The organism is Collinsella aerofaciens (assembly GCF_028209885.1).
Classification (GTDB): Bacteria; Actinomycetota; Coriobacteriia; order Coriobacteriales; family Coriobacteriaceae; genus Collinsella; species Collinsella aerofaciens_BA.
Window position 1 is genome coordinate 28,853 of the sequence record NZ_JAQLEM010000005.1, and the last position, 25,085, is coordinate 53,937.

Annotated in this window: 21 protein-coding genes; 2 read left to right on the top strand and 19 right to left on the bottom strand. The window is 60.8% G+C overall.

Annotated features, from left to right (window positions below; translation table 11 throughout):
* The first annotated feature begins 250 nt into the window (after window positions 1-250).
* Window positions 251-2,899, top strand: a complete 2,649-nt coding sequence (gene adhE, locus PMX21_RS02035; RefSeq protein WP_271757706.1) for a bifunctional acetaldehyde-CoA/alcohol dehydrogenase — start codon at window positions 251-253, stop codon at window positions 2,897-2,899.
* A gap of 88 nt (window positions 2,900-2,987) precedes the next feature.
* On the top strand, window positions 2,988-3,752 hold the full coding sequence (locus PMX21_RS02040; RefSeq protein ID WP_271757709.1) for an aminoglycoside phosphotransferase family protein: 765 nt from the start codon (window positions 2,988-2,990) through the stop codon (window positions 3,750-3,752).
* A 177-nt stretch (window positions 3,753-3,929) separates the two neighbouring features.
* Here the strand turns inward: PMX21_RS02040 and PMX21_RS02045 are convergent, their stop codons facing one another.
* The 19 genes from PMX21_RS02045 to PMX21_RS02135 all read right to left on the bottom strand — a co-directional run bounded on the left by PMX21_RS02045 (window position 3,930) and on the right by PMX21_RS02135 (window position 25,064).
* Entirely contained in the window at window positions 3,930-5,651 is a 1,722-nt protein-coding gene (locus tag PMX21_RS02045; RefSeq protein ID WP_271757712.1) for a proline--tRNA ligase, read from the bottom strand.
* Window positions 5,652-6,734 (bottom strand): flavodoxin-dependent (E)-4-hydroxy-3-methylbut-2-enyl-diphosphate synthase, encoded by a 1,083-nt coding sequence (gene ispG / locus PMX21_RS02050; RefSeq protein WP_271757715.1) that lies wholly within the window; start codon window positions 6,732-6,734, stop codon window positions 5,652-5,654.
* A 13-nt stretch (window positions 6,735-6,747) separates the two neighbouring features.
* Window positions 6,748-8,109 (bottom strand): M50 family metallopeptidase, encoded by a 1,362-nt coding sequence (locus PMX21_RS02055; RefSeq protein WP_271757720.1) that lies wholly within the window; start codon window positions 8,107-8,109, stop codon window positions 6,748-6,750.
* A 25-nt stretch (window positions 8,110-8,134) separates the two neighbouring features.
* Complete coding sequence (gene dxr, locus PMX21_RS02060; protein WP_250787311.1) at window positions 8,135-9,322, bottom strand: 1-deoxy-D-xylulose-5-phosphate reductoisomerase; 1,188 nt, start codon at window positions 9,320-9,322, stop codon at window positions 8,135-8,137.
* Window positions 9,322-10,221, bottom strand: a complete 900-nt coding sequence (locus PMX21_RS02065; RefSeq protein ID WP_271757725.1) for a phosphatidate cytidylyltransferase — start codon at window positions 10,219-10,221, stop codon at window positions 9,322-9,324. The genes dxr and PMX21_RS02065 overlap by 1 nt, the downstream gene beginning before the upstream one ends.
* A 2-nt stretch (window positions 10,222-10,223) precedes the next feature.
* A complete protein-coding gene (locus tag PMX21_RS02070) occupies window positions 10,224-11,018 on the bottom strand; it encodes an isoprenyl transferase (RefSeq protein ID WP_271757726.1) in 795 nt (264 codons plus the stop codon).
* Between the two features lies 1 nt (window position 11,019).
* Complete coding sequence (frr, locus tag PMX21_RS02075) at window positions 11,020-11,556, bottom strand: ribosome recycling factor (protein WP_006236112.1); 537 nt, start codon at window positions 11,554-11,556, stop codon at window positions 11,020-11,022.
* 2 nt (window positions 11,557-11,558) lie between these two features.
* A complete protein-coding gene (gene pyrH / locus PMX21_RS02080) occupies window positions 11,559-12,281 on the bottom strand; it encodes a UMP kinase (protein ID WP_271757729.1) in 723 nt (240 codons plus the stop codon).
* 118 nt (window positions 12,282-12,399) lie between these two features.
* Window positions 12,400-13,269: a translation elongation factor Ts gene (gene tsf / locus PMX21_RS02085; RefSeq protein WP_118387967.1), complete on the bottom strand. Its 870-nt coding sequence runs from the start codon at window positions 13,267-13,269 to the stop codon at window positions 12,400-12,402.
* Between the two features lie 45 nt (window positions 13,270-13,314).
* Complete coding sequence (gene rpsB, locus PMX21_RS02090; RefSeq protein ID WP_006236109.1) at window positions 13,315-14,043, bottom strand: 30S ribosomal protein S2; 729 nt, start codon at window positions 14,041-14,043, stop codon at window positions 13,315-13,317.
* Window positions 14,044-14,262: 219 nt separating this feature from the next.
* Window positions 14,263-15,183 carry a tyrosine recombinase XerC gene (locus tag PMX21_RS02095; RefSeq protein WP_271757807.1) on the bottom strand — a complete coding sequence of 307 codons (921 nt, stop codon included), beginning with the start codon at window positions 15,181-15,183 and terminating at the stop codon, window positions 14,263-14,265.
* Window positions 15,180-16,517: a methylenetetrahydrofolate--tRNA-(uracil(54)-C(5))-methyltransferase (FADH(2)-oxidizing) TrmFO gene (gene trmFO, locus PMX21_RS02100; protein WP_161144691.1), complete on the bottom strand. Its 1,338-nt coding sequence runs from the start codon at window positions 16,515-16,517 to the stop codon at window positions 15,180-15,182. Before trmFO ends, PMX21_RS02095 begins: the two co-directional genes overlap by 4 nt.
* A gap of 14 nt (window positions 16,518-16,531) precedes the next feature.
* A complete protein-coding gene (locus tag PMX21_RS02105) occupies window positions 16,532-17,464 on the bottom strand; it encodes a DNA-processing protein DprA (RefSeq protein WP_271757733.1) in 933 nt (310 codons plus the stop codon).
* Complete coding sequence (locus PMX21_RS02110) at window positions 17,464-18,987, bottom strand: YifB family Mg chelatase-like AAA ATPase (protein ID WP_271757735.1); 1,524 nt, start codon at window positions 18,985-18,987, stop codon at window positions 17,464-17,466. Before PMX21_RS02110 ends, PMX21_RS02105 begins: the two co-directional genes overlap by 1 nt.
* Complete coding sequence (locus tag PMX21_RS02115; protein ID WP_271757738.1) at window positions 18,987-19,472, bottom strand: YraN family protein; 486 nt, start codon at window positions 19,470-19,472, stop codon at window positions 18,987-18,989. Before PMX21_RS02115 ends, PMX21_RS02110 begins: the two co-directional genes overlap by 1 nt.
* Window positions 19,473-19,661: 189 nt before the next feature.
* On the bottom strand, window positions 19,662-20,450 hold the full coding sequence (locus PMX21_RS02120) for a ribonuclease HII (RefSeq protein WP_271757741.1): 789 nt from the start codon (window positions 20,448-20,450) through the stop codon (window positions 19,662-19,664).
* Between the two features lie 93 nt (window positions 20,451-20,543).
* On the bottom strand, window positions 20,544-20,885 hold the full coding sequence (gene rplS / locus PMX21_RS02125; protein ID WP_006236098.1) for a 50S ribosomal protein L19: 342 nt from the start codon (window positions 20,883-20,885) through the stop codon (window positions 20,544-20,546).
* 212 nt (window positions 20,886-21,097) lie between these two features.
* Window positions 21,098-23,848 carry a pyruvate, phosphate dikinase gene (gene ppdK / locus PMX21_RS02130; protein ID WP_271757744.1) on the bottom strand — a complete coding sequence of 917 codons (2,751 nt, stop codon included), beginning with the start codon at window positions 23,846-23,848 and terminating at the stop codon, window positions 21,098-21,100.
* Window positions 23,849-24,188: 340 nt separating this feature from the next.
* A complete protein-coding gene (locus PMX21_RS02135; protein ID WP_271757747.1) occupies window positions 24,189-25,064 on the bottom strand; it encodes a pyruvate, water dikinase regulatory protein in 876 nt (291 codons plus the stop codon).
* Between the last annotated feature and the right edge of the window lie 21 nt (window positions 25,065-25,085).

Genomic DNA, 25,085 nt, shown 5'->3' on the forward strand with positions numbered 1-25,085 from the left:
GAACGCGAAATGCTGAGCCTGTGATCTATTTATATCCAATGAGCGGCAAAAACAGGCCCAGAACGGCAAAATGGCAAATCGATGTCTGTCCCCAATGAGCGAGGCGATGCATTGGGCATAGTTTTAGTTGAAACGGTTCATTTGATTGAAGCGTTTTAGTTTGTCTTTTACGGGAATCTGACCGTTCACCGAATTATTTCTTGCTATCATGCATCTTGTAGGGTAAATCTCCGATCGCAAGGAGACACAAATGGTGAAAAAGTCACCGGAAAACACTACTCCCGCAATTGTGGACAACGTAGAGGCGCTTGAGGCTAAGCTCGCTCAGATGCGAGAGGCCCAGGCGCTTTTTGCTACGTACACGCAGGAGCAGGTCGACAAGATCTTCTATGAGGCCGCCATGGCCGCCAACAAGGCTCGTATCCCGTTGGCGAAAATGGCCATCGAGGAGACCGGCCGCGGCGTTCTTGAGGACAAGGTCATCAAGAACCACTACGCCGCAGAGTACATCTACAACGCTTACAAGAACACCAAGACCTGTGGTGTCCTGGAGCGCGACGAGGCTTACGGTATCACCAAGATCGCCGAGCCCATCGGCATCGTGGGCGCCGTCATCCCGACGACCAACCCCACCTCCACCGCAATCTTCAAGACGCTGATCAGCCTGAAGACCCGCAACGCCATCATCATCTCCCCGCACCCGGCTGCCGCCAAGTGCACCATCGCCGCCGCCAAGCTCGTGCTTGACGCCGCCGTCAAGGCTGGTGCCCCCGAGGGCATCATCGGCTGGGTCGATGTCCCCTCCATCGAGCTGACCAACATGGTCATGCGCGACGTCGACATCATCCTCGCCACCGGTGGCCCGGGCATGGTCAAGGCCGCCTACTCCTCGGGCAAGCCCGCCCTGGGCGTTGGCGCCGGTAACACCCCGGTCATCATCGACGACACCGCCGACGTGCTGCTCGCCGTCAACTCCATCATCCACTCCAAGACCTTCGACAACGGCATGATCTGCGCTTCCGAGCAGTCCGTGACTGTCATCGACAGCATCTATGACCAGGTTAAGGCCGAGTTCCAGAAGCGCGGCTGCTACTTCGTCAAGCAGGGTGCCGAGATGGAGGCCCTGCGTGCCGCCATGTTCAAGAACGGCGCTCTCGATCACCGCATCCCCGGCATGGCCGCTGCCAAGATCGCCGAGCTCGCCGGCATCGAGGTTCCCGCCAAGACCAAGATCCTGATCGCCGAGGTCACCTCCACCGATCCCGCCAAGGAGGAGTTCTCCCACGAGAAGCTCTCCCCGGTCCTGGCCATGTACCACGCCAAGGACTTCCAGGAGGCCGTCGACAAGGCCGAGCACCTGGTGCTCGCCGGTGGCCCGGGCCACACCGCCTCTCTGTACGTGCACCCCGCCCAGGCCGAGAAGATCAGCCTGTTCGAGCACGTCATGAAGGCCTGCCGCATCGTCATCAACACCCCGTCCTCGCACGGCGGCATCGGTGACCTGTACAACTTTGGCATGAAGCCGTCTCTGACCCTGGGCTGCGGCTCCTGGGGCGGCAACTCCGTCTCCGAGAACGTTGGGGTGAAGCACTTGATCAACGTTAAGACTGTGGCCGAGCGCCGTGAGAACATGCTGTGGTTCCGCGCTCCCGAGAAGGTCTACTTCAAGAAGGGTTCCACGCCCGTCGCCCTCGACGAGCTGGGCAACGTCATGGGCAAGAAGCGCGCCTTCATCGTCACCGACCAGTTCCTCTTCAAGAATGGCAACACCCGCGCCATCGAGGCCAAGCTCGACGAGATGGGCATCGCCCACGACTGCTTCTACGACGTCGAGCCCGATCCGTCGCTGCAGTGCGCACGTCGCGGCGCCAAGCAGATGGCTCTCTTTGAGCCGGACGTCATCATCGCCGTCGGCGGTGGCTCCGCTATGGACGCCGGCAAGATCATGTGGATGATGTACGAGCACCCCGAGTGCAAGTTCGAGGACATGGCCATGGACTTCATGGACATCCGCAAGCGTATCTTCACCTTCCCCGAGATGGGCAAGAAGGCCTACTTCGTCGCCGTCCCGACCTCCTCGGGTACTGGCTCCGAGTGCACGCCGTTCGCCATCATCACCGACAAGGAGACCGGCATCAAGTGGCCGCTCGCCGACTACGCGCTGCTCCCCAACATGGCTATCGTCGACGCCGACAACTGCATGACCGCCCCGCGCGGTCTGACCGCTGCCTCCGGCATCGACGTCATGACCCACGCCATCGAGTCCTACGTCTCCATCATGGCCTCCGACTACACCAAGGGCCTCTCCGAGCGCGCTGCCAAGCTCGTCTTTGAGAACCTGCCCTCCAGCTTCACGAACGGCGCCAAGGACCCGCATGCCCGCGAGGAGATGCACAACGCCTCCTGCATGGCCGGTATGGCCTTCGCCAACGCCTTCCTGGGCCTCAACCACTCCATGGCTCACAAGCTCGGCGCCTTCCATCACCTGCCCCACGGCATCGCCAACGCCGTCATCCTGACCCGCGTTATGCGCTACAACGCCGCCGAGGCTCCCGTCAAGATGGGCACGTTCTCCCAGTATCCTTACCCCAACGCGCTGCACAACTACGCCGAGATGGCCAAGTACTGCGGCATCGAGGGCAAGGACGACAAGGAGGTCTTCGAGAACTTCATCACGAAGCTCGAGGAGCTCAAGGACTTCATCGGTGTCAAGAAGACCATCGCCGACTACGGTGTTGACGAGCAGTACTTCCTCGACACCCTCGACGAGATGACCGAGCAGGCATTCAACGACCAGTGCACCGGCGCTAACCCGCGCTACCCGCTCATGAGCGAGATCAAGGAGCTCTACCTGGACGCCTACTACGGCCGCGAGCCCCAGGATTACGCCGTCTGCTAGTTTTAGCACGGTTTTTAACGGCGGGGGTGCACGGGTGTTTCACACACCCCCGCCGTCGCTTCTATCGCATCGTTGAAAGGATGCAACCATGCTGCTACCCGATTCCAAGACCGAGCTCGTCCGCCGTGGCAACAAGGTCGTTTACGACCTGGGCGACAAGATCGTCAAGGTCTTTAACGAGACCAAGCCTGTCTCCGACGTGTTCAACGAGGCTTTGAATCTTGCCCGCATCAATGAGTGCGGCATCCGCAGCCCCAAGGCTCTCGAGGTTTCCCAGCTCGAGAACGCCAACGGCTGGGCGCTCGTGACCGAGAAGGTTCCGGGCACCACCCTTGCCGAGAAGATGACTGCCGAGCCCCAGCGCTTTGGTGAGTACCTCGAGATGTTCGTCGACCTCCAGATCGAGATCCACGGCTACACCTCCCCGCTGCTCAACCGTCAGCGCGACAAGTACGCCCGCATGATCGACAGCCTTGATCAGCTCAATGCCACCACTCGATACAACCTTCAGGAGCGTCTGGACGGCATGACCAGGGAGTTCAAGGTCTGCCACGGCGACTTCAACCCCTCCAACGTCATCGTCGGCGACGACGGCCAGCTCTATGTGTGCGACTGGGCACACGCCACCCAGGGCTCCCCTGCTGCCGACGTTGCCACCACCTACCTGCTCTTCGCCCTCAACAGCAAGGATCAGGCCGAGGCCTACCTGGAGCTCTACTGCGACCGCGCCGACATGCCCATGCAGGTCGTGCGTCAGTGGACGAGCATCGTCGCCGCCTCCGAGCTCGCTCGTAAGCGCAATGTGAACGATGAGTTCCTGAAGAACTGGATCGACGTCGTCGATTATCAGTAAATTCTGAGCGATTCATTTCGCATCGGAGGCACAAGAAAACCCCGCAGCTCATATGGGCTGCGGGGTTTTCCTTTTAGATATCAAGGATGCCACAAGATAAAAGGACGGCCCCACATCTCCCCAATCTGGAGAAATGCGGGGCCGTCCCGTATATCGAACTACAAGCGAAATCGTCGATTAACGGCGAGCCGCCTTAACAAGCTCGGCAACCCTGGCGACGACCTCATCGATCGCCACGTCCTCGCGCTCGCCCGTGGCACGGTCCTTGAGCTCAACGGTGCCATTCTTGAGACCACGCTTACCCAGAACGACCTGATACGGGAAGCCCATAAGGTCGTTGTCGGCAAACTTAAAGCCGGGACGCTCGTCGCGGTCGTCGACGACAACCTCGATACCCTCGGCGCACAGGCCATCAACGATCTGCTCGCAGACGGTAGCGCACTCCTCCTTCTTGGGATCGAGCGGAATCACCGCGACCTCGAACGGGGCAACGGAGACCGGCCAGACGATGCCGTGCTCGTCGTTGTGCTGCTCCACGACGGCAGCGAGCGAGCGGGACACGCCCACGCCGTAACAACCCATGATGAGCGGCTTCTCCTTGCCGTCCTCGTCCATAAAGGTGGCACCCATGGCCTCGGAATACTTGGTGCCAAGCTGGAAGACCTGAGAGACCTCGATGCCGCGGGCAGCGGAGAGCGGCTTGCCGCAGTGCGGGCAGGGGTCGCCGGCAACGACGGTGACCAGGTCGGCCCACTCGTCGACGGTAAAGTCGCGCTCGGGGCAGGCACCGGTAAAGTGATAGTCGACCTCATTGGCACCGCAGGCCCACTGCTTGGACTCGCGCAGGCTCTCGTCACACACCAGACGAATGCCCTCGGGCAGGTTAACCGGTCCGATAAAGCCCTTATGCAGACCGTTCGCCTGAAGCTCCTCGTCGGTCATCATGCGATAGCCCTTGCCAAAGACATGCTCGGCCTTGCAATCGTTGAGCTCGTGATCGCCCGGGACAATGGCCACAACCGGCTTGCCCTCGGCGTCGATGAGTGCCAGCGACTTGCGCGTGCCATTCTCGGGGAACCCAAAGAACTTAGCAACAGCCTCAATGGTGCCCATGCCCGGAGTCTCAACCTTGGTGAGCGTACCGCCACCAGGACCCTCGGTCACGACGACCTTGGTGCTTGCCGCCTCGTCATCGGCAGCAAAGCCGCAATCGTCGCAGTAGACGAGCGAAGCCTCGCCGGCGTCGGCCAAAGCCATGTACTCGACGGAGGTATCGCCACCGATCTCACCGGAGTCGGCAACAACGGGCAGGGCCTTGATATAGCAGCGCTCGCAGATGTTAGCGTAGGCCTGCTTCATCTTGTCGTACTCCTCCTGCAGGCTCTCCTGCGTGGCGGAGAAGCTGTAGGCGTCCTTCATGATGAACTCGCGACCGCGCATCAGGCCAAAGCGGGGGCGGAACTCGTCGCGGAACTTATCCTGGATGTGGTAGAGGTTAACGGGCAGCTGCTTGTAGGAGCGCAGCTCATTGCGCACCAGGGCCGTGACGGTCTCCTCGTGCGTGGGGCCCAGGACGAACTCGCGACCATGACGGTCGTCAAAGCGCACAAGCTCCTTGCCATAGGCGTCGATGCGGCCGGACTCGCGCCACAACTCGGCGTCGACCATGATAGGCATCATAAGCTCCTGGGCGCCGGCGGCGTCCATCTCGTCGCGCACGATGTTCTCGATCTTGCGGATCGAGCGCCAAGCAAGCGGCAGGTAGGAATACAGACCGGCGGCCTCCTTGCGGATCATGCCGGCACGGAGCAGCAGGCGGTGGCTGGCGAGCTCAGCGTCCGCCGGATCCTCTTTAAGCGTCGGCGCATAGAGCTTAGACATATACATTGCTCGGGTCATTTATTTCTCCTCAATAAGCTTGTCGACCTCGGCCATAAGCGCGTCGACAATTTGGTCCTCAGCTACTTTACCAATGATCTGGCCATGCGAAAAGAGCAAGGCCTGACCACGTCCGCAAGCAACGCCCAGGTCGGCATCAGAAGCCTCGCCGGGGCCATTAACGGCACACCCCATCACGGCGATCGAAAGCGGCGCGGAGTAGTTCTTAAGCCGCTCGGTGACCTCCTCGGCGATGGGAATGAGGTTAACCTGGCAGCGGGCGCACGTGGGGCACGAGACAATCTCGGGGCCACGGCGACGCAGGCCCAGCGACTGCAGAATACCCCAGGCAACCGGCGGCTCCTCGACCGGATCGGCTGTGAGCGACACACGCATGGTGTCGCCAATGCCTTCGGAAAGCAAGATACCCAAGCCTACAGAGCTCTTGATGGTGCCCTGGAGCTTGGTCCCCGCCTCCGTCACGCCCAGGTGAAGCGGAACGTGGGGAATCTCACGCGACAGGGCTCGATAGGTATCGAGCGTCGTTTGCACGCTGTGGGCCTTGGCCGAAAGCACAATGTTCGTAAAGCCGCGGTCCTCAAAGTGCTTGACGAAGCGCTCGCTCGACATCACGAGCTTTTCGGGCTGCGTGAGGTCGTCGCGCTCGGCGATATCCTGCTCAAGCGAGCCCGCGTTCACGCCAATGCGAATCGCACAGCCCGCAGAACCCGCAGCATCGATCACCGCATCGACCTTGGCCCAATCGCCAATGTTGCCGGGATTGATGCGGAGCTTGGCGGCACCGGCCTCCACAGCGCCAATGGCCAGCTTGTGGTTAAAGTGGATATCGGCAACGATTGGCACCGGAGACTCGGCACAGATGGCGCGGAAACCCTCAAGCGCGGCCTCAGTGGGCACGCTCACACGCACGATATCGCAGCCAGCCTGCGCCAACGCGCACACTTGCGCAAGTGTTGCCTTGGCATCAGCGGTATCGGTGCAGGTCATGGATTGGACCACCACCGGCGCACCGCCACCGATCTGCACACCGCCCACATGCACGGGGCGCGTCAAATCGCGAGGCAAAGGATGGGATAAAGACAATCCAAACACTCCCCTACAGAATAAATCGAAGGATGTCGGAACGAAGCATATAGACAAACAGCAGCACAAAGAGCGCGATGCCCACATAGCTCACAATCGTCTGGACCTTGAGCGGAAGCTCGCGGCCCACAATCTTTTGAATGATCTCGATGACCAGCTTGCCGCCATCGAGTGGTGGGATGGGCAGCAGGTTCATAAAGCCAAGCGAGAACGAAATGAGGGCGGCAAACGAAAGGAATGTGGCAGGACCGGCAGCAGCAGCCTGTGAGGACATAACGCTAATACCCACGATCGAAGAAGACTGATCGAGAATCTCCATCGTATGCTGCGGCTGGAGGAGGCGCATCACGCCCTCCGCGGTCTGCACAACATAGGAGAATGACAGACGCGCCGAGGTGATGGGGTCCAAACGGACTACCTGCGTAGAGGCATACACACCTAGGCGCTCGTCCTCTTTGAGCGCAACCGTGGTCGAATGCTGCTTGCCGTCACGCTCGTACTCGATGGCGATATCGTCCTTACCGGCGGCCTTGCCGATGGCATCGTAAACGTTCATCCATGTGGAGCACGATACACCGTCAACCGAAAGGATCGCATCACCAGCCTCGATACCCGCCTTGGCGGCAATAGACCCCTCGTCAACCTGACCGATCACGTTGGTATCGATCGGCACGGTGACGCCCGCAATGGAATAGATGCTCATAAGCAGCAAAAAACCCGTCAGGATATTGACGAGAATGCCCGCGAGCAGCATAAAGGCGCGCTTGAGAAAGCCCTGGCCAAGATAAGTGTGCGAGCGCTCTTGCGCCAAGAAATCAGCCTCGCCGCACGGCAGCTCCCACACATCGCCCTCGGTAGTCGCATGCTCTCGATCGAACCGGCGGCCGTCAAAGGTGGTGTAACCCGCCGCGTCTCGCGGCAGCGTCTGATACTTGGTGGGATAGTAGCTCGGCGAGGGTTTCTCCCCTTCCTCATACCAGGGAGCGATGGAGCCCCAGCCCAGCAACAGAGCACAAGCCTCGAGCACATCCTCCTCGGAAAGCTCGAGCTCGACAGCAAGGTCGGCCACGGTCACGCGACCATGACGGTAGATAGCCGCGAGCACGCGATCGGCGCAGGAGACATCGGTCGGATCCATACCGCAGATGGCAGCGTAGCCACCCAGCAGCAGCGGGGTCACGCCAAACTTGGTTCCAATGCGACGCGACGTGTAATGGATGTCAAAGCGGCACGGCAGGCCCAAAAAGAACTCGGTCACACGGACGCCGCAGGCACGCGCCGCCAAAAAGTGGCCGCCCTCGTGCAAAAACACGAGGACGGAAAGCATCAGCAGGCCCCAAAAGACCGATGAGAGAACGCTCAGAACAGTATCCATAAAACGAAAAAGCAATCCTTATGGGTTAGGAACGGGTTGCGGCGAGTACCTGCGCAGCCTTTTCACGCGCCCACGCATCGATGTCGCGAAGCTGCTCAAACGAATCGACCGCCTGCATATCGTGGGCATCCATGCAGGATTCCACAATGCGATCGATATCGGTAAAGCTGCAGCCATCGTGCAGGAAGGCATCGACGGCGACCTCGTTGGCGGCATTGAGCACGCACGGCATGGTGCCACCCGTCTTGCCGGCACGCTCGGCCAGTGCCAGACAGCGGAAGGTATCCATGTCGGCAGCATCAAACGTGAGCTGCCCCAGCTCGCGGAAATCGATACGAGGCGCCGGGGTATCCCAACGCTCGGGATACGAGAACGCGAACTGGATGGGAATACGCATGTCGGAAGCACCGAGATGCGCCATCACGGAGCCGTCGGCAAACTCGACCATAGAGTGAATCTTGGACTGACGCTGCACGACCACGTTAATGAAATCGAGGTCGCAGTTAAACAGATGCATGGCCTCAATGCGCTCCAGGCCCTTATTCATGAGGGTGGCGGAGTCGATGGTGATCTTAGCACCCATGGCCCACGTGGGATGTGCGAGGGCATCGGCACGCGTCACGCGATCTAGCTCGTCGCGCGTGCGGCCAAAGAACGGACCGCCCGAGCAGGTGAGCCAAATACAATGAGCCTCGCGCGGGTTCTCCCCCAGATAGCACTGGTAGATGGCGGAGTGCTCAGAGTCGACTGGAATAAGCTGGCCCGGTTGCGCCAACGGCATAAGCAAGTCGCCGCCGACGACGAGGGACTCCTTGTTGGCAAGGGCAAGACGCTTATTCGAGGTCAAAGCCGCATGGCTCGCCTCGAGACCGGCGGCGCCCACAATAGCAACGAGCACGCAGTCGACATCGTCGCGACGCGCGAGCTCGCAAACCGCCTGCGCGCCAACGCCGAGCTTCGTTCCCTCGGGCAACTCCTGCAGCACGGCGTCATCGCCATGAGCGACATCGGCCACGGCAACCGCCGGAACCGAGAACTCGCGGGCAGCGGCAACGAGCTCGGAGGTACTGGAGTTAACGGACAGCGCCGTCACCTGCAGGCGATCGGCATGCTGGCGGCACACATCGAGCGCCTGGGTACCGATAGAGCCCGTACAACCCAGGATGGCAACACGGAGACGTCCATCGGGGCCATACGTCGTCTGGAAGGACATTACAGCACGCCTCCGATCATCAAAAGCAGCTGCGCGGTAATGCAGCCAAAGATAAGCGAATCGCTACGATCGAGCATGCCGCCGTGGCCCGGGATAAGGTTGCCGGAATCCTTGACGCCCACACCGCGCTTGATGCGCGACTCGATGAGGTCGCCGATAACGCCCAGAACGGACACGACCACGCCGCACAGCAGCGCATAGGGCAGGCTGAGCTTGTAGAAGTGCGTCGCCCACAGGATGAGCCAAATCAAAACCGAGCCCAGGATGCCGCCGACAAACCCCTCCCAGCTCTTTTTGGGAGAGATCTTGGGAACCATCTTGTGCTGGCCGATACGACTACCCACGATGTAGGCAAACGAATCGGAGACCCAAAGGGACGCGCAAACGCCCACCGAAAGCAGGGCGCCGGCAAAACCGGGCACGGCATCGCGCAGCAGCACGATAGCCGACAGCATAAAGCCAGTGTAGATGGGACCCATGAGCGTCACGGCCACATCAGAGATGCGGGTACGCGGCGACCAGACATACCAAATGCCCACAGCGAGCATCAGGGCAAAAAGCAGGGCATTCAGCAACATCGAATCGCCCAACGCCGACAGCGGAAAGAGTACGGCGGCAGCGATACCCATGCGCTCGTTAGCCATCTTGCCATCGAGCCTCGTCATACGGAAAAACTCATAGCAGCACAGACCGCTCATGACAGAAACAAAGATGGCCGTGGGCACGATACCCAAAACCAGGCACAGGATAAAGACAACGGCATAGACGATACCGGCGGCGGCACGGGTGATAAAGCCCGCCAGCCACGAACCGGTGCCGCTCTTCGCTGCGGGCGCTCCCGAAGTGGCAGCTTTGCGCGCAGGCATCTTGGGAGCAGATGCCTTGGGACGATCGGACACGATTAAGCCTCCTCGGTCTTGCTCAGTCCACCAAACCTACGGTCACGGCCCTGATAGGCCAAAATGGCGTCGACAAGGCCCCAACGATCAAAGTCGGGCCAATAGGTATCGGTGACGTAGAACTCGGAATAAGCCACCTGCCACAGCAGATAGTTCGAAAGGCGCAGCTCACCAGAGGTGCGAATCACAAGCTCAGGATCGGGAAGACCGGCGGTATAAAGGTGAGAAGCCACCATGTCGTCATCAATTGCGGCAGGGTCGATCTTACCGGCGGCAACGTCGAGTGCGATCTGACGGACAGCGCGAGTAATCTCGGCACGCGCGCCGTAGTTGACGGCAAGCGCCAGCGTCATACCGGTGTGATCGGCGCACTCGGCAAGACCGCGTTCAAAAACGTCGCGGGTCTTCTTGGGCAGCGCGGAAATATCACCCAAAAAGACAACGCGCACGTTTTCGCGCTTCAGAAGCGGCAACTCGTCGATGAACGTCTTGGCAAACAGGTGCATCAAGACGTTGACCTCATGCTGCGGGCGGTTCCAGTTTTCGGTAGAAAACGCATAGGCCGAAAGCACGTCGACGCCCAGGCGCACGCAGGCGGTAATGATCTCGCACAGCGAGACGATACCCGCCTTGTGGCCCTCAGTGCGTGCAAGACCGCGCGACGTGGCCCAACGACCGTTGCCGTCCATGATGCACGAGATATGGTGCGGAATGTTATTGAGGTCAAGGTCGGAAAAACCGACGCCCGCAGGGGCGTCGGCAAAGTACTCGACCAGTTTATGCTCGTCGTATTGCACCTTAGATCTCCATGACCTCGGCTTCTTTTTCCTTCAGAAGCTCCTCGACCTTGGCGACATACTCATCGGTGTGCTTCTGGACCTTGGCCTGCTCGCGACGGACATCGTCCTCGGTGAGCTCCTCATCGCGCTCGAGCTTGTTGTTGAAGTCGCGACGGATGTTACGGATAGACACCTTGGCCTGCTCGGCGTACTCGCGGCACTCCTTGACGAGCTCGCGACGGCGCTCCTCGGTGGGAGCCGGGAACGGCAGACGAACGACGGTGCCATCGGAGTTGGGGGTAATACCCAGATCGGAAGCGCCGATGGCCTTGACGATAGCGTTGATAAGTGCCTTGTCCCACGGCTCGATGAGCAGCATGTGGGCCTCGGGGGTCTTGACGGCGGCAACCTGCGTGACCGGCGTGGGAACACCGTAATAATCGACGGTGATGTCGGACAGAATGTTGGCATTGGCGCGGCCGGTACGGACCTTGGAGAAGTTATGCTTGAGGGACTCGAGCGACTTGTCCATATGGGCGGTGATGTTCTCTGCCATGCTTAATCCTCCTGATAGACGAGCGTGCCGACGGGCTCACCCGCGAGCGCGCGCTTGACGGTGTCCTCGCCATCGATGTTGAGGACCAAAATCGGCATACGGTTGTCCTGGCACAGTGCCGTAGCCGTGGAATCCATAACCCGCAGGCCGCGGATGAGCACCTCGTGATAGGTAATCTTGTCAAAACGGACGGCGTCGGCGCACTTGACGGGATCCTTGTCGTAGATGCCGTCAACCTTGGTGGCTTTAATCAGAATCTCGGCGCCGATCTCGCACGCACGAAGAGCCGCGGCGGTGTCGGTCGTAAAGTACGGATTGCCCGAACCGGCGGCAAAGATAACGACGTTGCCCTTGGAAAGGTGGTTGATGGCGCGACGGCGAATATAGGGCTCGCAGATCTCGTTCATCTGGATAGCGCTCATAACGCGGCAGGGAACATCGTTGTGCTCGAAGGCATCCTGCAGGGCGAGCGCGTTCATAACGGTTGCCAGCATGCCCATGTAGTCGGCCTGAGCACGCTCCATGCCACCGGCAGCGCCGGCCATGCCGCGGAAAATATTGCCACCGCCGACAACGACGCCGACCTCATGGCCAACGGCGAGCAGCTCCTTGACCTGCTTGGCAAGAAGGTCGGTAACCTTGGGGTCGATGCCATACTGGCCGTCGCCCATCAGTGCTTCGCCAGAAAGCTTAAGAAGCACGCGTTTATATCGGATGTCGGACAAAGCGATCCTCCTTTAGATTGAACTCTCAACATTCTATCAAAGGCTCTAAGAAGAGCCATGAAAAAGCAGGCTGTGAGTAAAACCCACAGCCTGCTCATTACCAGCTACAAGAGCTTATTTACTCGCCACGGACCAGACGGTCAAAGGCAACGACGGTAATGGTGTCGCCGAGCTCCTTGGAGACCCGCTCAGCGTACTTCTTGATGGTGAGGGAGCTGTCCTTGATGAACTCCTGCTCGGTGAGCACGGACTGCTTGTAGAACTTCTCCAGACGGCCGACAGCCATCTTCTCTTGGATAGCCTCGGGCTTACCGGACTCGGCAGCCTGAGCCATGTAGATCTGCTTCTCGTGCTCGACGGTCTCGGCCGGAACCTGATCGCGGGTAGCGCAGATCGGGGCGACGGCGGCAACCTGAAGGGCAACGTCGTGAGCGAAGGTCTTGAAGGACTCAGCCTGAGCGGTCTCGGCCTTCTCGAAGGCGAACTCGACGAGGACGCCGATCTTACCACCCATGTGGATGTAAGAAGCGAGCGCGCCGTTCTCAGCCTTGCGAGCAGCGAAGCGGGAGATCTTCATGTTCTCGCCCATGATGTGAATCATCTCGGTGAGCTCGGAGGAAACGGTCTCCTCGCCCATCGGCTTCTCGAGCAGAGCGTCGACGTCAGCAGGCTCGGTGGTAGCGACAACCTCAGCGACCTTGGAAGCAAAGCCGGTGAACTTGGCGTTGGAGCCAACGAAGTCGGTCTCGCAGGAGAGCTCGAGCAGAGCGCCGGTCTTGCCATCCTCGGAGACGAACGCGGCGACAGCGCCCTCGTTGGTCTCACGGCCAGCCTTCTTGGCAGCCTTGGCAAGGCCGTTCTTACGCAGAACGTCGACAGCGGCGTCCATGTCGCCGTCAGCCTCAACGAGAGCCTTCTTGCACTCCATCATCGGGGAGTCGGTCATCTCGCGGAGCTGCTTGACCATAGCGGCGGTAATCTGGGCCATTGTGGTTCCTTTCAAAGAGATGAAAAAGAATTAACTAAGACTGATTTACTCGGCCTTGGGCTCAGCGGCCATCTCGGCCTCGGAGACCTGCTCCTTGCCGGAGCCAGCGAGGCAGGCGTCAGCCATGAGCTCGCACATAAGGGTGACAGCGGAGATAGCGTCATCGTTGCAGGGGATGCCGTACTCGACCTCGTCGGGATCGGAGTTGGTGTCGATCAGAGCGACGACGGGGATGTTCAGGCGCTGAGCCTCCTTGATGGCGTTCTCCTCGCGCTTGGTGTCGATGACGAAGAGAGCCTGGGGCAGACCCTTCATGTCGCGGGCGCCACCGAGGTTGGTCTGGAGCTTGGTGAGCTCCTTGCCGAGCACAGCCTGCTCCTTCTTGGGCAGAACAGCCATGCGGCCGTCCTCGACCATGGCCTCGAGCTCCTCCATGCGGTTAATGCGGGAGCGGATGGTGACGAAGTTGGTCAGCATACCGCCGAGCCAACGCTGGTTGATGTAAGGCATGTTGGCGCGCTCAGCAGCGTTCTTGACGGCCTCCTGAGCCTGTTTCTTGGTGCCGACGAACAGCACGTTGCCGCCCTTGGCGACGTTCTTGACGAAGGTGTAGGCCTGGTCGGCGTCGAGGATGGTCTGCTTGAGGTCGAGGATGTAGATGCCGTTGCGCTCACCGAAGATGAACGGCTTCATCTTGGGGTTCCAGCGACGGGTCTGGTGACCGAAGTGGCAGCCGGCCTCGAGCAGGGTGCGGATATTAATCTTGGTAGCCATGTTAAACCTCCTGTGGTTTGCCTCCGCGCGGGGTCATCCTCCAAAACCAACCCGGACATGTGCTACCAAAGCCCGGGCACCACGGTATGAAGTAGCCGCGCGTGCGTGATAAAAACATGTTGCCGTGAAGCAACCCGATGAATGATAGCAGGAATGCATCTTCCTGCCAACCCGCAATCAAAACCACACACCTGAGTGCGGCGCGAGACGTCCCAGCCACTATTCGCCGCGGGGATGGGCTTGAGCCACGGCACGTTTGAGCCGATCGGGTGTGAGATGCGTGTAGATCTGCGTCGTGGACAGACTCGCATGACCCAGCAGCTCTTGAACCGAGCGCAAGTCCGCACCGCCCTCGAGCAAGTCGGTCGCAAAGGTATGGCGCATCGCATGCGGGGCGATGTCGGCCGGAATGCCGGCGAGCGTCGCCAGCGTATGGAACCGCCGCCGGAGCATGGCGGCGCTCATGCGATTGCCGCGCGCCGATATAAGCAGCGGATGCGGCCCGATAGCGAGGTCACGGCGCTTTGCCCGAGCGAGCAACTCCGGCCTCCCCTCCTCAATATAGAGACGCGTCACCTCGAGCGCACGACGATACAGAGGGACGATACGTTCTTTGCTCCCCTTGCCCCAAAGTCGCAGCGTGCGTTCGGACCAAGCGATGGATTCCACATTGAGTGCTGCGAGCTCCGAGATTCGCGCGCCGGAGGCATAGAGCAGCTCGAGCATCGCCGCATCGCGCAGTCCCGCGGGTGTTGAGGTATCAGGCGTCTTGAGCAGCGCCTCAACCTGCTTGGTCGTAAGGACGCCCGGCAGGTCACGCGGCAGCTTGGGCGATGCGATCGCCGAGACCGCATCACCCTCGACAATCCCCTCGGCAGCCATCCAGCGATAGAACGAGCGAATGGCAGACAGATGCGCCGCAAGGGTTCGAGCCGCCACCTGGTCACGCGACAACTCGGCCAAATAGGAGCGAACGGTCCGCACGTCGGCGGCGCGAGCGTCGACGTCCTCGCGCTCGCACCAGGCAGCAAAGCGCTCCAACCGCGAGCCATAGGCCGTCACCGTGTTGGGAGAAAGACCCTCGACACGTGCGATATAGGCGATAAACGAGTCGACGACATCGTACAGGTCAAAGGCTATGACCGGTCGCCTCCAAACAGATCGGGGCGAGTGGCCAGATAGGCATCAAGAGCCTCGAGCGCACGGTCCGCATAGGCCTGGTAGCGGTCGCGCTTGCTGCGGCGCTTACCATCCTCGAGTGGCGGCACCAGGCCAAAGTTGACATGCATGGGCTGGTAGCCCACGGTGGCAGGATCGGTCGCATAGCCCACGAGCGCGCCCAGGGCGCCCACGCGGGGCAACTCGACGCCCGCGGCGCCGATAGCCTCGGCATAGGTGTTGAGCGCCGCGAGCAGACCGGTCGCCACGGCTTCCATGTACCCCTCGGTGCCGGTGATCTGACCGGCCAGGCGCACGCCGGTACCAGGCACGGCAAAGGTGCCATCGAGCACGTGCGGGGCGTCGACAAAGGTATTGCGGTGCATGACGCCGTAGCGGAAGAACTCAGCGTTCTCCAGGCCCGGCACCATATGGAAGACGCGCTTCTGCTCGCCAAAGGTCAGGTTGGTCTGGAAGCCCACCAGGTTATAGGCGGTCTTCTCCTTGTTCTCGGCACGCAGCTGAATCGCCGCCCAAGGGCGACGTCCGGTACGCGGGTCGGTGAGGCCGACGGGCTTCATGGCGCCAAAGCGAATGGCGTCCTTGCCGGTGCGCGCAACTTCCTCGGCAGGCTGGCAGGCCTGGAACAGATCGCCGCCCTCAAAGTCTTTGAGCACCACGCGGTCGGCCGTGGTAAGCGCCTCGATAAAGGCCTCGTACTCCTCCTTATTGAGCGGAGCGTTGAGATAGTCGCCGCTCCCCTGCTCCTCGTAGCGCGACTGCGAGAACAAAACGTCCATATCGAGCGTGGAGGCATCGACGATCGGCGCCGCCGCATCAAAGAATGCCAGGGCATCGCCACCGACGAGCTTCATAACCTCTTCGCTCAGCGCCGGTGAACACAGCGGGCCCGCGGCAATGACCACGTGACCCTCGGGAATCTGCGTGACCTCGCCGTGCACGACCTCGATATTGGGACGAGCGGCAACCTCGGCCTCGACAAGCTCGGAAAACTTGACGCGGTCGACCGCCAGGGCGCCACCGGCGGGAACAGCCGCGCGATGGGCGCAATCGAGCAGGACTGAACCCATGCGCTCAAGCTCAGCTTTCAGCAAACCAGCCGCGGAATCCGGACGGGTCGACTTAAACGAATTGGAGCAGACGAGCTCTGCCAGGTGATCGGTATGGTGGGCCGGGGAGCTCACCTGGGGGCGCATCTCGCACAGCTTTACGGCAAACCCGCGATCTGCCAGCTGGATCGCGCACTCCGAACCCGCCAGACCGCCACCGATAACTGTCACCTGATCGAACTGCATCTGCAAACACCTTTCTAATTGACACGTTTTCCATTGTGACCGAAGGGTGTCTGGGCGTGAAGGGCAAACTTGGAGGGCGCATACCTTCCATCCATCATGCGCTCGATAAGGCCCTCGAGTTCAAGCGAACCCAAGAGTTTGAGTACGCCGACAGCATCGAGCGAGACGAGCGCCGCGATGTCGTCGACCTTGAGCGGAGAGGCGATGAGCGCATGCATCACGGTCTGCTGCGTTGGATCCAGGTCGGCAATGCCGGGAGCATCGGGGCGCGAGTAGCGCAGGGTTCCGTAGATGCGTGAGATAGCCATCTCGATAGATTCCTCGTCGACGATGCAGCAGGCACCGTTCGCAATGAGGTAATTCGTGCCACGCGACTCGGGCGATAGGATCGACCCCGGCACGGCAAGAAGTTCGCGCCCCAAATCCATAGCAGCCTCGGCTGTAGAAAACGTCCCGGAAGGCATACCCGCCTCGGAAACAAAGAGGGCTTGCGACAGGGCCGCGATCACGCGATTGCGGCGCGGAAAGGCAAACTTGCGCGGACCCATGCCCCACGGAGAGATCGACACGACCGCGCCACCCGTATCGAGCGTGCGAGTAATCAGCCCCGCGCTCGAACGCGGGTAGACCACGTCGGCGCCCGTCCCCAGCACCACGACGTGTTTGCCGCCGGCGTTGACCGCAGCCCAACCCGAGGCCTGGTCACAACCGACCGCGCCGCCCGAAACAACCGTCACTCCCGCCTCAACCGCCACCTTCGCCGCAAGCTCTGCCACGGCAAGACCATACGGCGAGGCCTTGCGCGCGCCGATGATGGAGAGCGCGGGCGTCGAAAGCACCTCGGGGTTGCCGCGCACATAAAGCGTCTGGGGTATATCAGAAAGCTCCAAAACGGTCTCGGGATACAACGCATCACCTGGATGCAGCTCGAATGTCCCCTCGGCCATCATTGGTCCCTCCTTCCCTGGTACATCGCCGCCTCGAGCACGTGGTCCTGCGTCACTTGCTCGCTCTCGGCGACATCTGCGATCGTACGCGCAATGCGAACCAGGCGCACGATGCCACGCCCTGTGAGATGCGTGCGTTTGGACAGACCGAGCACACACTTCTCCGCCGCATCATCGAGCTCAAAGGTCGAAACGACGCCGTCAATGGACCGCGTCTCGTCATCCTCGACCTCGGCATCCGCATCGTCCATACGGGACTCGCGCCAGGCTCGAAAGGCGCGACCGCGCACAACGTAGTCACGTAACTCGGCCGACGACATACCCTCCGCACCCTCGATAATCACTTGAGGGTCGGGACGGGTCACATCAATCATCATGTCGATACGGTCGGCCAAAGGACCGCGCAGTTTAGACCGATAGCGCTCGACCATCGCCGCCGAGCAGCGACACGGCACCTCGCGATCGCCCAAAAAGCCGCAGGGGCAGGGATTGCTCGCAGCCAGCAGCTGAAAGCGCGACGGGAAGGTAAAAGCCCCGTCGACGCGTACGATCCTCACGTAGCCGCGCTCGATGGGCTGACGCAGCGTCTGCAACACGCCAGTGGGAAACTCGGCAAGCTCGTCCAAAAAGAGCACGCCGCCATGAGCAAGGCTGATCTCACCCGGGTGCACCGGGCGCCCGCCGCCGATAAGGCCCGCGGTCGAAATACTGTGGTGGGGACTGCGGAAGGGGCGGTGCCCCGCCAACAAGCCATCAATGTTCTCACCCAAAACCGAATGGATGCAAAGCGCCTCCTGCTGATCCTCAACGGAAAGCTCGGGCAGGATGCCGGTCATACGGCGTGCGAGCATCGTCTTGCCCGATCCCGGAGACCCGATCATGAGCAAGCCGAGTTCTCCTGCCGCCGCAAGCGCCATGCCGCGTTTAGCGACTTCCTGCCCCAGCACGTCTGCATAGTCGAGCTCGGGCTCAAAGGTCGCCTCGACACCCTCGGAATCCAAGTAGTGCCGTGCGGCATCGCCCATGCCGTAAGCAAGCTGAGACAGATGGTCGATAAAGCCGCAATCCACGCCCGCGAGTGGCACATGCTGGTCGGACCTGCCGGCGATAAAAGACAGCCCCATGTCGCGAGCCAATAGCTGAAACGCCACCTCGCCTTTGACAGGAAGCACCGTGCCGTCCAAGCCGAGCTCGCCGGCGATAAGACAACGATCGAGGTTGTCGCGGGGAATCTGACCATCGGCCGCTAGAACCGCGATGGCGATGGGCAGATCAAAGCCGCTACCGGTCTTGCGAATATCGCCGGGCGCCAGATTGACCGTAATGCCCGAGCGCGGGATCTCAAAGCCGGCCGAGCGCATCGCACAGCGAATACGACCACGTGACTCCATCACCTCCATACTCGGGATGCCGAGCATCTGAATGCCCGGAACGCCGCCGGCAAGCGAGACCTCGACCGTGACGTGAATCGCCTCGACGCCGCGGATGCAGGCCGCGTGAACGGCAAACGTCTCGAACGCCATCACGACACCTGCCAATCGAACGCGTTGTACTGATGCTCGATCTCGGCGATATGCCCGCCGCGAATGGTGACACCCACTGCATCGAAGCGGATCGCCTTGAGCGGATAGTGCTCCATGAGATAGCAACTTGCGATACGGCGATACCGACGCTGCTTTTGGGCATCCACGGCCTCCTCCGGAAAGACCCTCGTGGTGCAATCCAGGGCGACGCGCCTGGTCTTGACCTCGGCCATCACCACGACATCGTCAAGCTCATCGAGCAGCACCAGATCGGCCTCGCCCTCGGTACAACGATAACCCTGCTCCAGCAAGGTGTAGCCGCGCTCGTTAAAGTAGTCGATGGTGGTCAGCTCGCCCAGCATGCCCAGCTCACGGGGACTGAGTCCCTTGATAAACTCGGGCGTCATCGCCCCGCAGTCGAGCTCGCCGTTTTCCCAACGCTCCTTGAGCTGCTGCGTCTTGCTCTTTTTGCTTGCGGCACTCATGGGGTCTCCTTTCCCGCACACTGCATTGCCCCGATGATGAGGGCACCTTTCATGCGGGTAAGTACAGGAAGCAAACCAAAAGCTGACCAAATGCCGTCAAAAAAAGGGCCGTACGCAGCAATGCTGTTGCACACGGCCCGCTACCAGCAGGTTTATAAAACCCCAGAGGTCCCTGTCTCCACAATTGACCTAGAAAAGGCGCTCAGTCTGCAGAAAGTTTCCGCAAAAGCTCACGCGGTGCAGCGGACAAAGTCCACGTTTGCGAATGGCCTCGATGTGCTCGGGGCTCGCATAGCCCTTCGACTCGGCCAGATGGTACTCGGGATACTCGGCGTCGTACTCGACCATCATCTCGTCACGCGTGACCTTGGCCATGATGGACGCCGCGGCGATGCAGGCGATCTTGGCATCGCCCTTCACCACATCGCGCTCGTTGGGAACGGCGCCCAAGGGGTTGCCATCCATGAGGACGCAGTCGGGTTCAAGCCCCGTATCGGCCACGGCGCCCGCAACGGCGGTACGGATAGCACGGGCCATGCCCATCTCATCGATATCCTTAGGCGCGATATGGCAAAAACCGATCGCCGTCGCCACCTCGGCAATCTTCACAGAGAGCAGCTCGCGGCGCGCAGGCGTGAGCTTTTTGGAATCGTTGATGCCCCAGACGCGCGGCTCCATAGGAAGGCAGACGGCGCATACCGTCAAAGGACCGGCCACCGATCCGCGACCCACCTCGTCGACACCAACGACCACACCATCACCGCCAAGCTCATGCATAAGCTCGTACATGTCATTGACGCGCTCGCGCTCGGCAAGTTCCTTGGCATGGCGCTTAAGAGCACGCTCGCAAGCCTTGATCACCTGCTGGCGCGGGTCCTCGCGATAATGCTCCACGAGGGCGGGGATCTCCTCAAACGTTGCGCTCGCCAGCTCTCCGGCAACCTGCGATGCCGAAACCGAGCTCGTCATGTTGGCCATACCAGGCCCTCCTTGCATGCAAATCAGATAAAAAGAAGGGCCACCCGAAGGTGACCCTTGTGTCCAAACGAGTGGACAGACGCTGCGATCTTCTTAGCGCTTCTCGGGGATGCGAGCAGCCTTGCCCACCTTGTCGCGGAGGTAGTACAGCTTGGCGCGACGGACGCGACCATGACGAACGACCTCGAGCTTGGCGATCTTGGGGCTGTGAAGCGGGAAGGTACGCTCAACACCGACACCGAAGGACATCTTGCGGACGGTGAAGGTCTCGCGGGCACCGGCGCCGGCCATGCGGATGACGTCGCCCTGGAAGACCTGGATGCGCTCGCGGTCGCCTTCCTTAATGCGGTAGTGAACCTTGACGTTGTCGGCGACGCGAACCTGAGGAATGTCCTCGCGGATCTGCTGACGCTCGATTGCGCGGATGTAATCCATGTGCAATTCCTTACTCTTCTAGAGGTGCCGTACCACCTTGGCCGGCACGTAGTTGAACAAACGTATTCGAGTATACACGCGCGGGTTTCTGCTGCAAGAACAATTTTTTACGCAGACAAAAAGACAAAACCCGCACATGACAACCGCCCGTCTCACGAATGAGACGGGCGGCATGAAGGGGGGGGCTACGCTAGGCGTCTAAACCCAAAACGTTAGGCGGAACGCTTGGCCTCGAGCTTGGCCTGAGCGGCAGCCAGGCGTGCGAGGGGCACGCGGTAGGGCGAGCAGGACACGTAGTCCACGTCGGCCACGTTAAACAGGCCCTTGATGGACTTGGGGTCGCCGCCGTGCTCGCCGCACACGCCAAAGTGCATGCCCGGGTTGGTGGCGCGGCCCTTCTCGACAGCCATGCGCACCAGCTCGAGCACCGCCGCGTCGATGGTCTCGAAGGGATTGTCCTTCAAGATCTTCTTATGCATGTACAGCGGGATGAACTTAGCCTCGGCGTCGTCACGCGAGAAACCGAAGGTCGTCTGGGTGAGGTCGTTGGTGCCAAAACAGAAGAAGTCTGCGTAATGGGCGATCTCGTCAGCGACCATGCAGGCGCGCGGCAGCTCGAGCATCGTGCCCACGGGAATATTGAGCTCGACGCCCTCTTCGTCAGAAACCTCGGCGATCACGCGTTCGATAACCTCGCGGGTCTGGACATGCTCGGCCGTGATGGAAACAAGCGGAACCATGATCTCGGGGCGCGGGTCGACGCCCTCCTTGATAAGGTGGGCAGCAGCCGTGGCGACGGCGCGAACCTGCATGAGCGGCAGATCGCCAAAGACGACGGACAGGCGCACGCCCCGTAGGCCGAGCATCGGGTTGGACTCGACCATGCCGTCGATACGACGCAAGCGGGCGCGCAGGACGGCAAGCTCTTTCTCGCTGGCGCCAGCGGCTTCCTTCTTGGTGATGGCGACCTCGAGCTCGCGAGGATTATCCAGGAACTCATGAAGCGGCGGATCGAGCAGGCGGACGACCACATCGCGACCGGACATGGTCTTGAACATCGCCAGGAAGTCCTCGGTCTGAACCTTGAGCAGGTCGGCCAGGGCCTGCTGCTTCACGGCTTCATCATCGGACAGAATGAAGCTCTGGATAATGTTCTTGCGATCGCCCAGGAACATGTGCTCGGTGCGGCATAGGCCAATGGCCTCGGCACCAAACTCGAGGGCGAGCTCGGCATCCTCGGGGTTGTCGGCGTTGACGCGCACATGGTTGGCATGGCCGCAGGTCTCGTCCAGGCGAATCTCGTCGGCCCAGGACAGGATGGTGTCCAGGTCGCCGGTAAGCTCGGCGGAGACCAGGTCGACGGGACCGTCGACGACGATGCCCTGGGTGCCGTCGATGGAGATGACATCGCCCTCGTGCAGTACGCGGTCGCTGCCCTCGATACGCACGACCTTCTCAGCAGCGTCGATATGGAAGCGCTCAACGCCGCAGACGCAGGGCGTACCCATGCCGCGAGCGATAACGGCGGCATGACTCGTCTTTCCACCGTGGCTGGTCAGAATGCCTTCGGCGGCAACCATACCCTTCAGGTCGTCGGGGTTGGTCTCCCAACGAACCAGAATGACCTTGTGGCCCTCGTTGGCGCGCGCGACGGCGTCATCACTCGAGAACACAACCTCGCCCACGGCGGCACCGGGGCTGGCATTAAGACCGCTGGCGAGAGCCTCGTACTTCTTGGAGGCGTTGAACTGCGGGTGAAGGAGCTGGTCGAGTTGCGCGGGATCGATGCGGCTCACGGCCTCTTCGCGGGTGATCAGGCCTTCCTCGACCATTTCGATGGCGATGCGCAGGGCGGCGGTGGCGGTGCGCTTGCCCACGCGGGTCTGGAGCATCCAGAGCTTGCCCTGCTCGATGGTGAACTCGATATCGCACATATCGCGATAATGATCCTCGAGCGTCAGGAACACGCGCTCGAGCTCCTCACCTGCGGACTCGAGGCCCGGGGTGGTCTTGAGGTCGGCAATGGGCTCGGTGTTGCGGATACCGGCGACGACGTCCTCGCCCTGGGCGTTAACCAGAAAATCGCCGTAGAACTCCTTGGTGCCGTCGGCCGGGTTGCGCGTAAAGGCGACGCCGGTCGCAGAGGTCTCGCCCTTGTTGCCAAAGGCCATGGCCTGGACGTTGACGGCGGTACCGAGCTCGTCGGAAATACCATGCTGCTTGCGGTAGATGCACGCACGCTCGTTCATCCAGCTGCCAAAGACGGCCTGGATGGCAAGGCGTAGCTGAAGCTCCGGGTCGTGCGGGAAGACGGGCTTGCCGTCAGCGACCTCGAGCTCGGGATACAGGGCAGCCTCGACGTTCTCGGAGAAGATGCCCTTAAAGGTCTCGACGAGTTCCTGCAGATCCTCGGCCGAAAGCTCGGAATCGACGCGAACGCCGGCAACCAGGCGGGCCTGGGTCAGCGCGTTCTCGAACAGGTCGGCATCAACGCCCATGACGACATTGGAAAACATCTGGATAAAGCGGCGGTAGCTATCCCAGGCAAAACGCGGGTTCTGCGTCTGCGCGATGAGGCCCTGGACGGAATCGTCATTGAGGCCCAAGTTGAGGACCGTGTCCATCATACCGGGCATGGAGAACGGAGCGCCCGAGCGAACCGACACGAGCAGCGGATCGGAGGCGTCGCCGAGCTTCTTGCCGCAGCGGGCCTCGAGGTCCGCCTCGGCAGCAACGATCTCATCGAGTGCGCCCCCGGGCCACACGTTGCCGGCACCGGAGTACTCGACGCAAGTCTGGCAGGTAATGGTAAAGCCACCGGGAACCGGCAGGCCGATGCGGCTCATCTCGGCAAGGTTTGCGCCCTTGCCGCCAAGCACGAAGTTCATGGACTTGTCGCCCTCAGTGACACAGGTGCCCTGGGCGTCGGTTCCAAAACGGTAAACCCTCTTGCAATCGCTCACGATACTTCCCCTTCCATGCACTTACGCGCACGACCGTGGTAACGAATCGACCCACCGGATGCGGGCCGTGAGGGAACTATACGGCGCGTTTTGGGCAGGCTTGAGCAGAGGGTGCGCGGTTTGGTAAACGTGCTAAAACTGGCGGTAAACGGTAGGTAAAGGTGGTTACCTTATGAAGATACCAATGCAGCAAACTTGCAGGTCAAATGCTAGTTTCTTGCTAAATCGCTTTACCATAAGTAGCTAATTTGGGACGGGGCTTTTTTAGCTGCCCCCGCAGGCAATCGACCAAAATGGTCGCGACTTCAGCCGGGGTAGCTAAAACCCCGTCCCAAATTAGCTACTTTTGCTGGGCTCGACGGGCGGCGCGGCGGGCACGGACTTCTTGGATTTCCTCCAAGTGGCTAATGATCTCGGCAGCGCTTTCTTCGATGGCCTTGCCGTCGGTACGCACCACAAAGCAGCCTAGGCGCTTCATGAGCGCACGGGCTTCATCGAGCTCGCTGTGCACGCTCTCAGGCTCGGCATAGGAGCCGGCAACGGCACGAGCGTAGTCATCGCCCAAGCGGCTATCGCGAATTTCGGAAATCACATCGACGGTCGAAATCAGGCCGAACAGGCGCATCGGGTCGACCTCGTAAATCGACTTGGGCGGCTCCATGCCATGCGCCAGTGGGACATTGGCGACCTTGTAGCCCTGATAGGCCAAATACATCGACAGCGGCGTCTTGGACGTACGCGATACGCCCAGCAGCACGATATCGGCTCCCGACAGATCGTCGCAGCCGTGCCCGTCATCGTGCTCAACGAAATACTCCATGGCCTCGATACGATGGAAATAGCGGTCATCGGTCCTGTGAATCACGCCCGCAACGCCTTTGGGCGGCACACCGATGAGCGACGACAGCACGGCAAGCGTCGGGCCAATCAGGTCGACTGAACGAATATGCAGCATACCCAGGTAATCGAGCACGCGGGCGCGAAGCGCCGGATCGACAATGGTGTGAAACACGGCAATATCGCGATGGTCCGCATCGACGCGCGGGCCCACAAACGACTCCACCTGCTCCACCGAGGTCACCTTGGGCAGGCGCAAGAGAAGAAAAGCCCCTTCATCAAATTGCCCGGACGCCGCAAGCACCACTTCACAAGCGGTATCACCGAGCGAGTCGGAGATAACGATAACGGTGGGACGAGCGGTGACCGGGCAATCCATGCGGGGCTCCTTTTGCGCTTA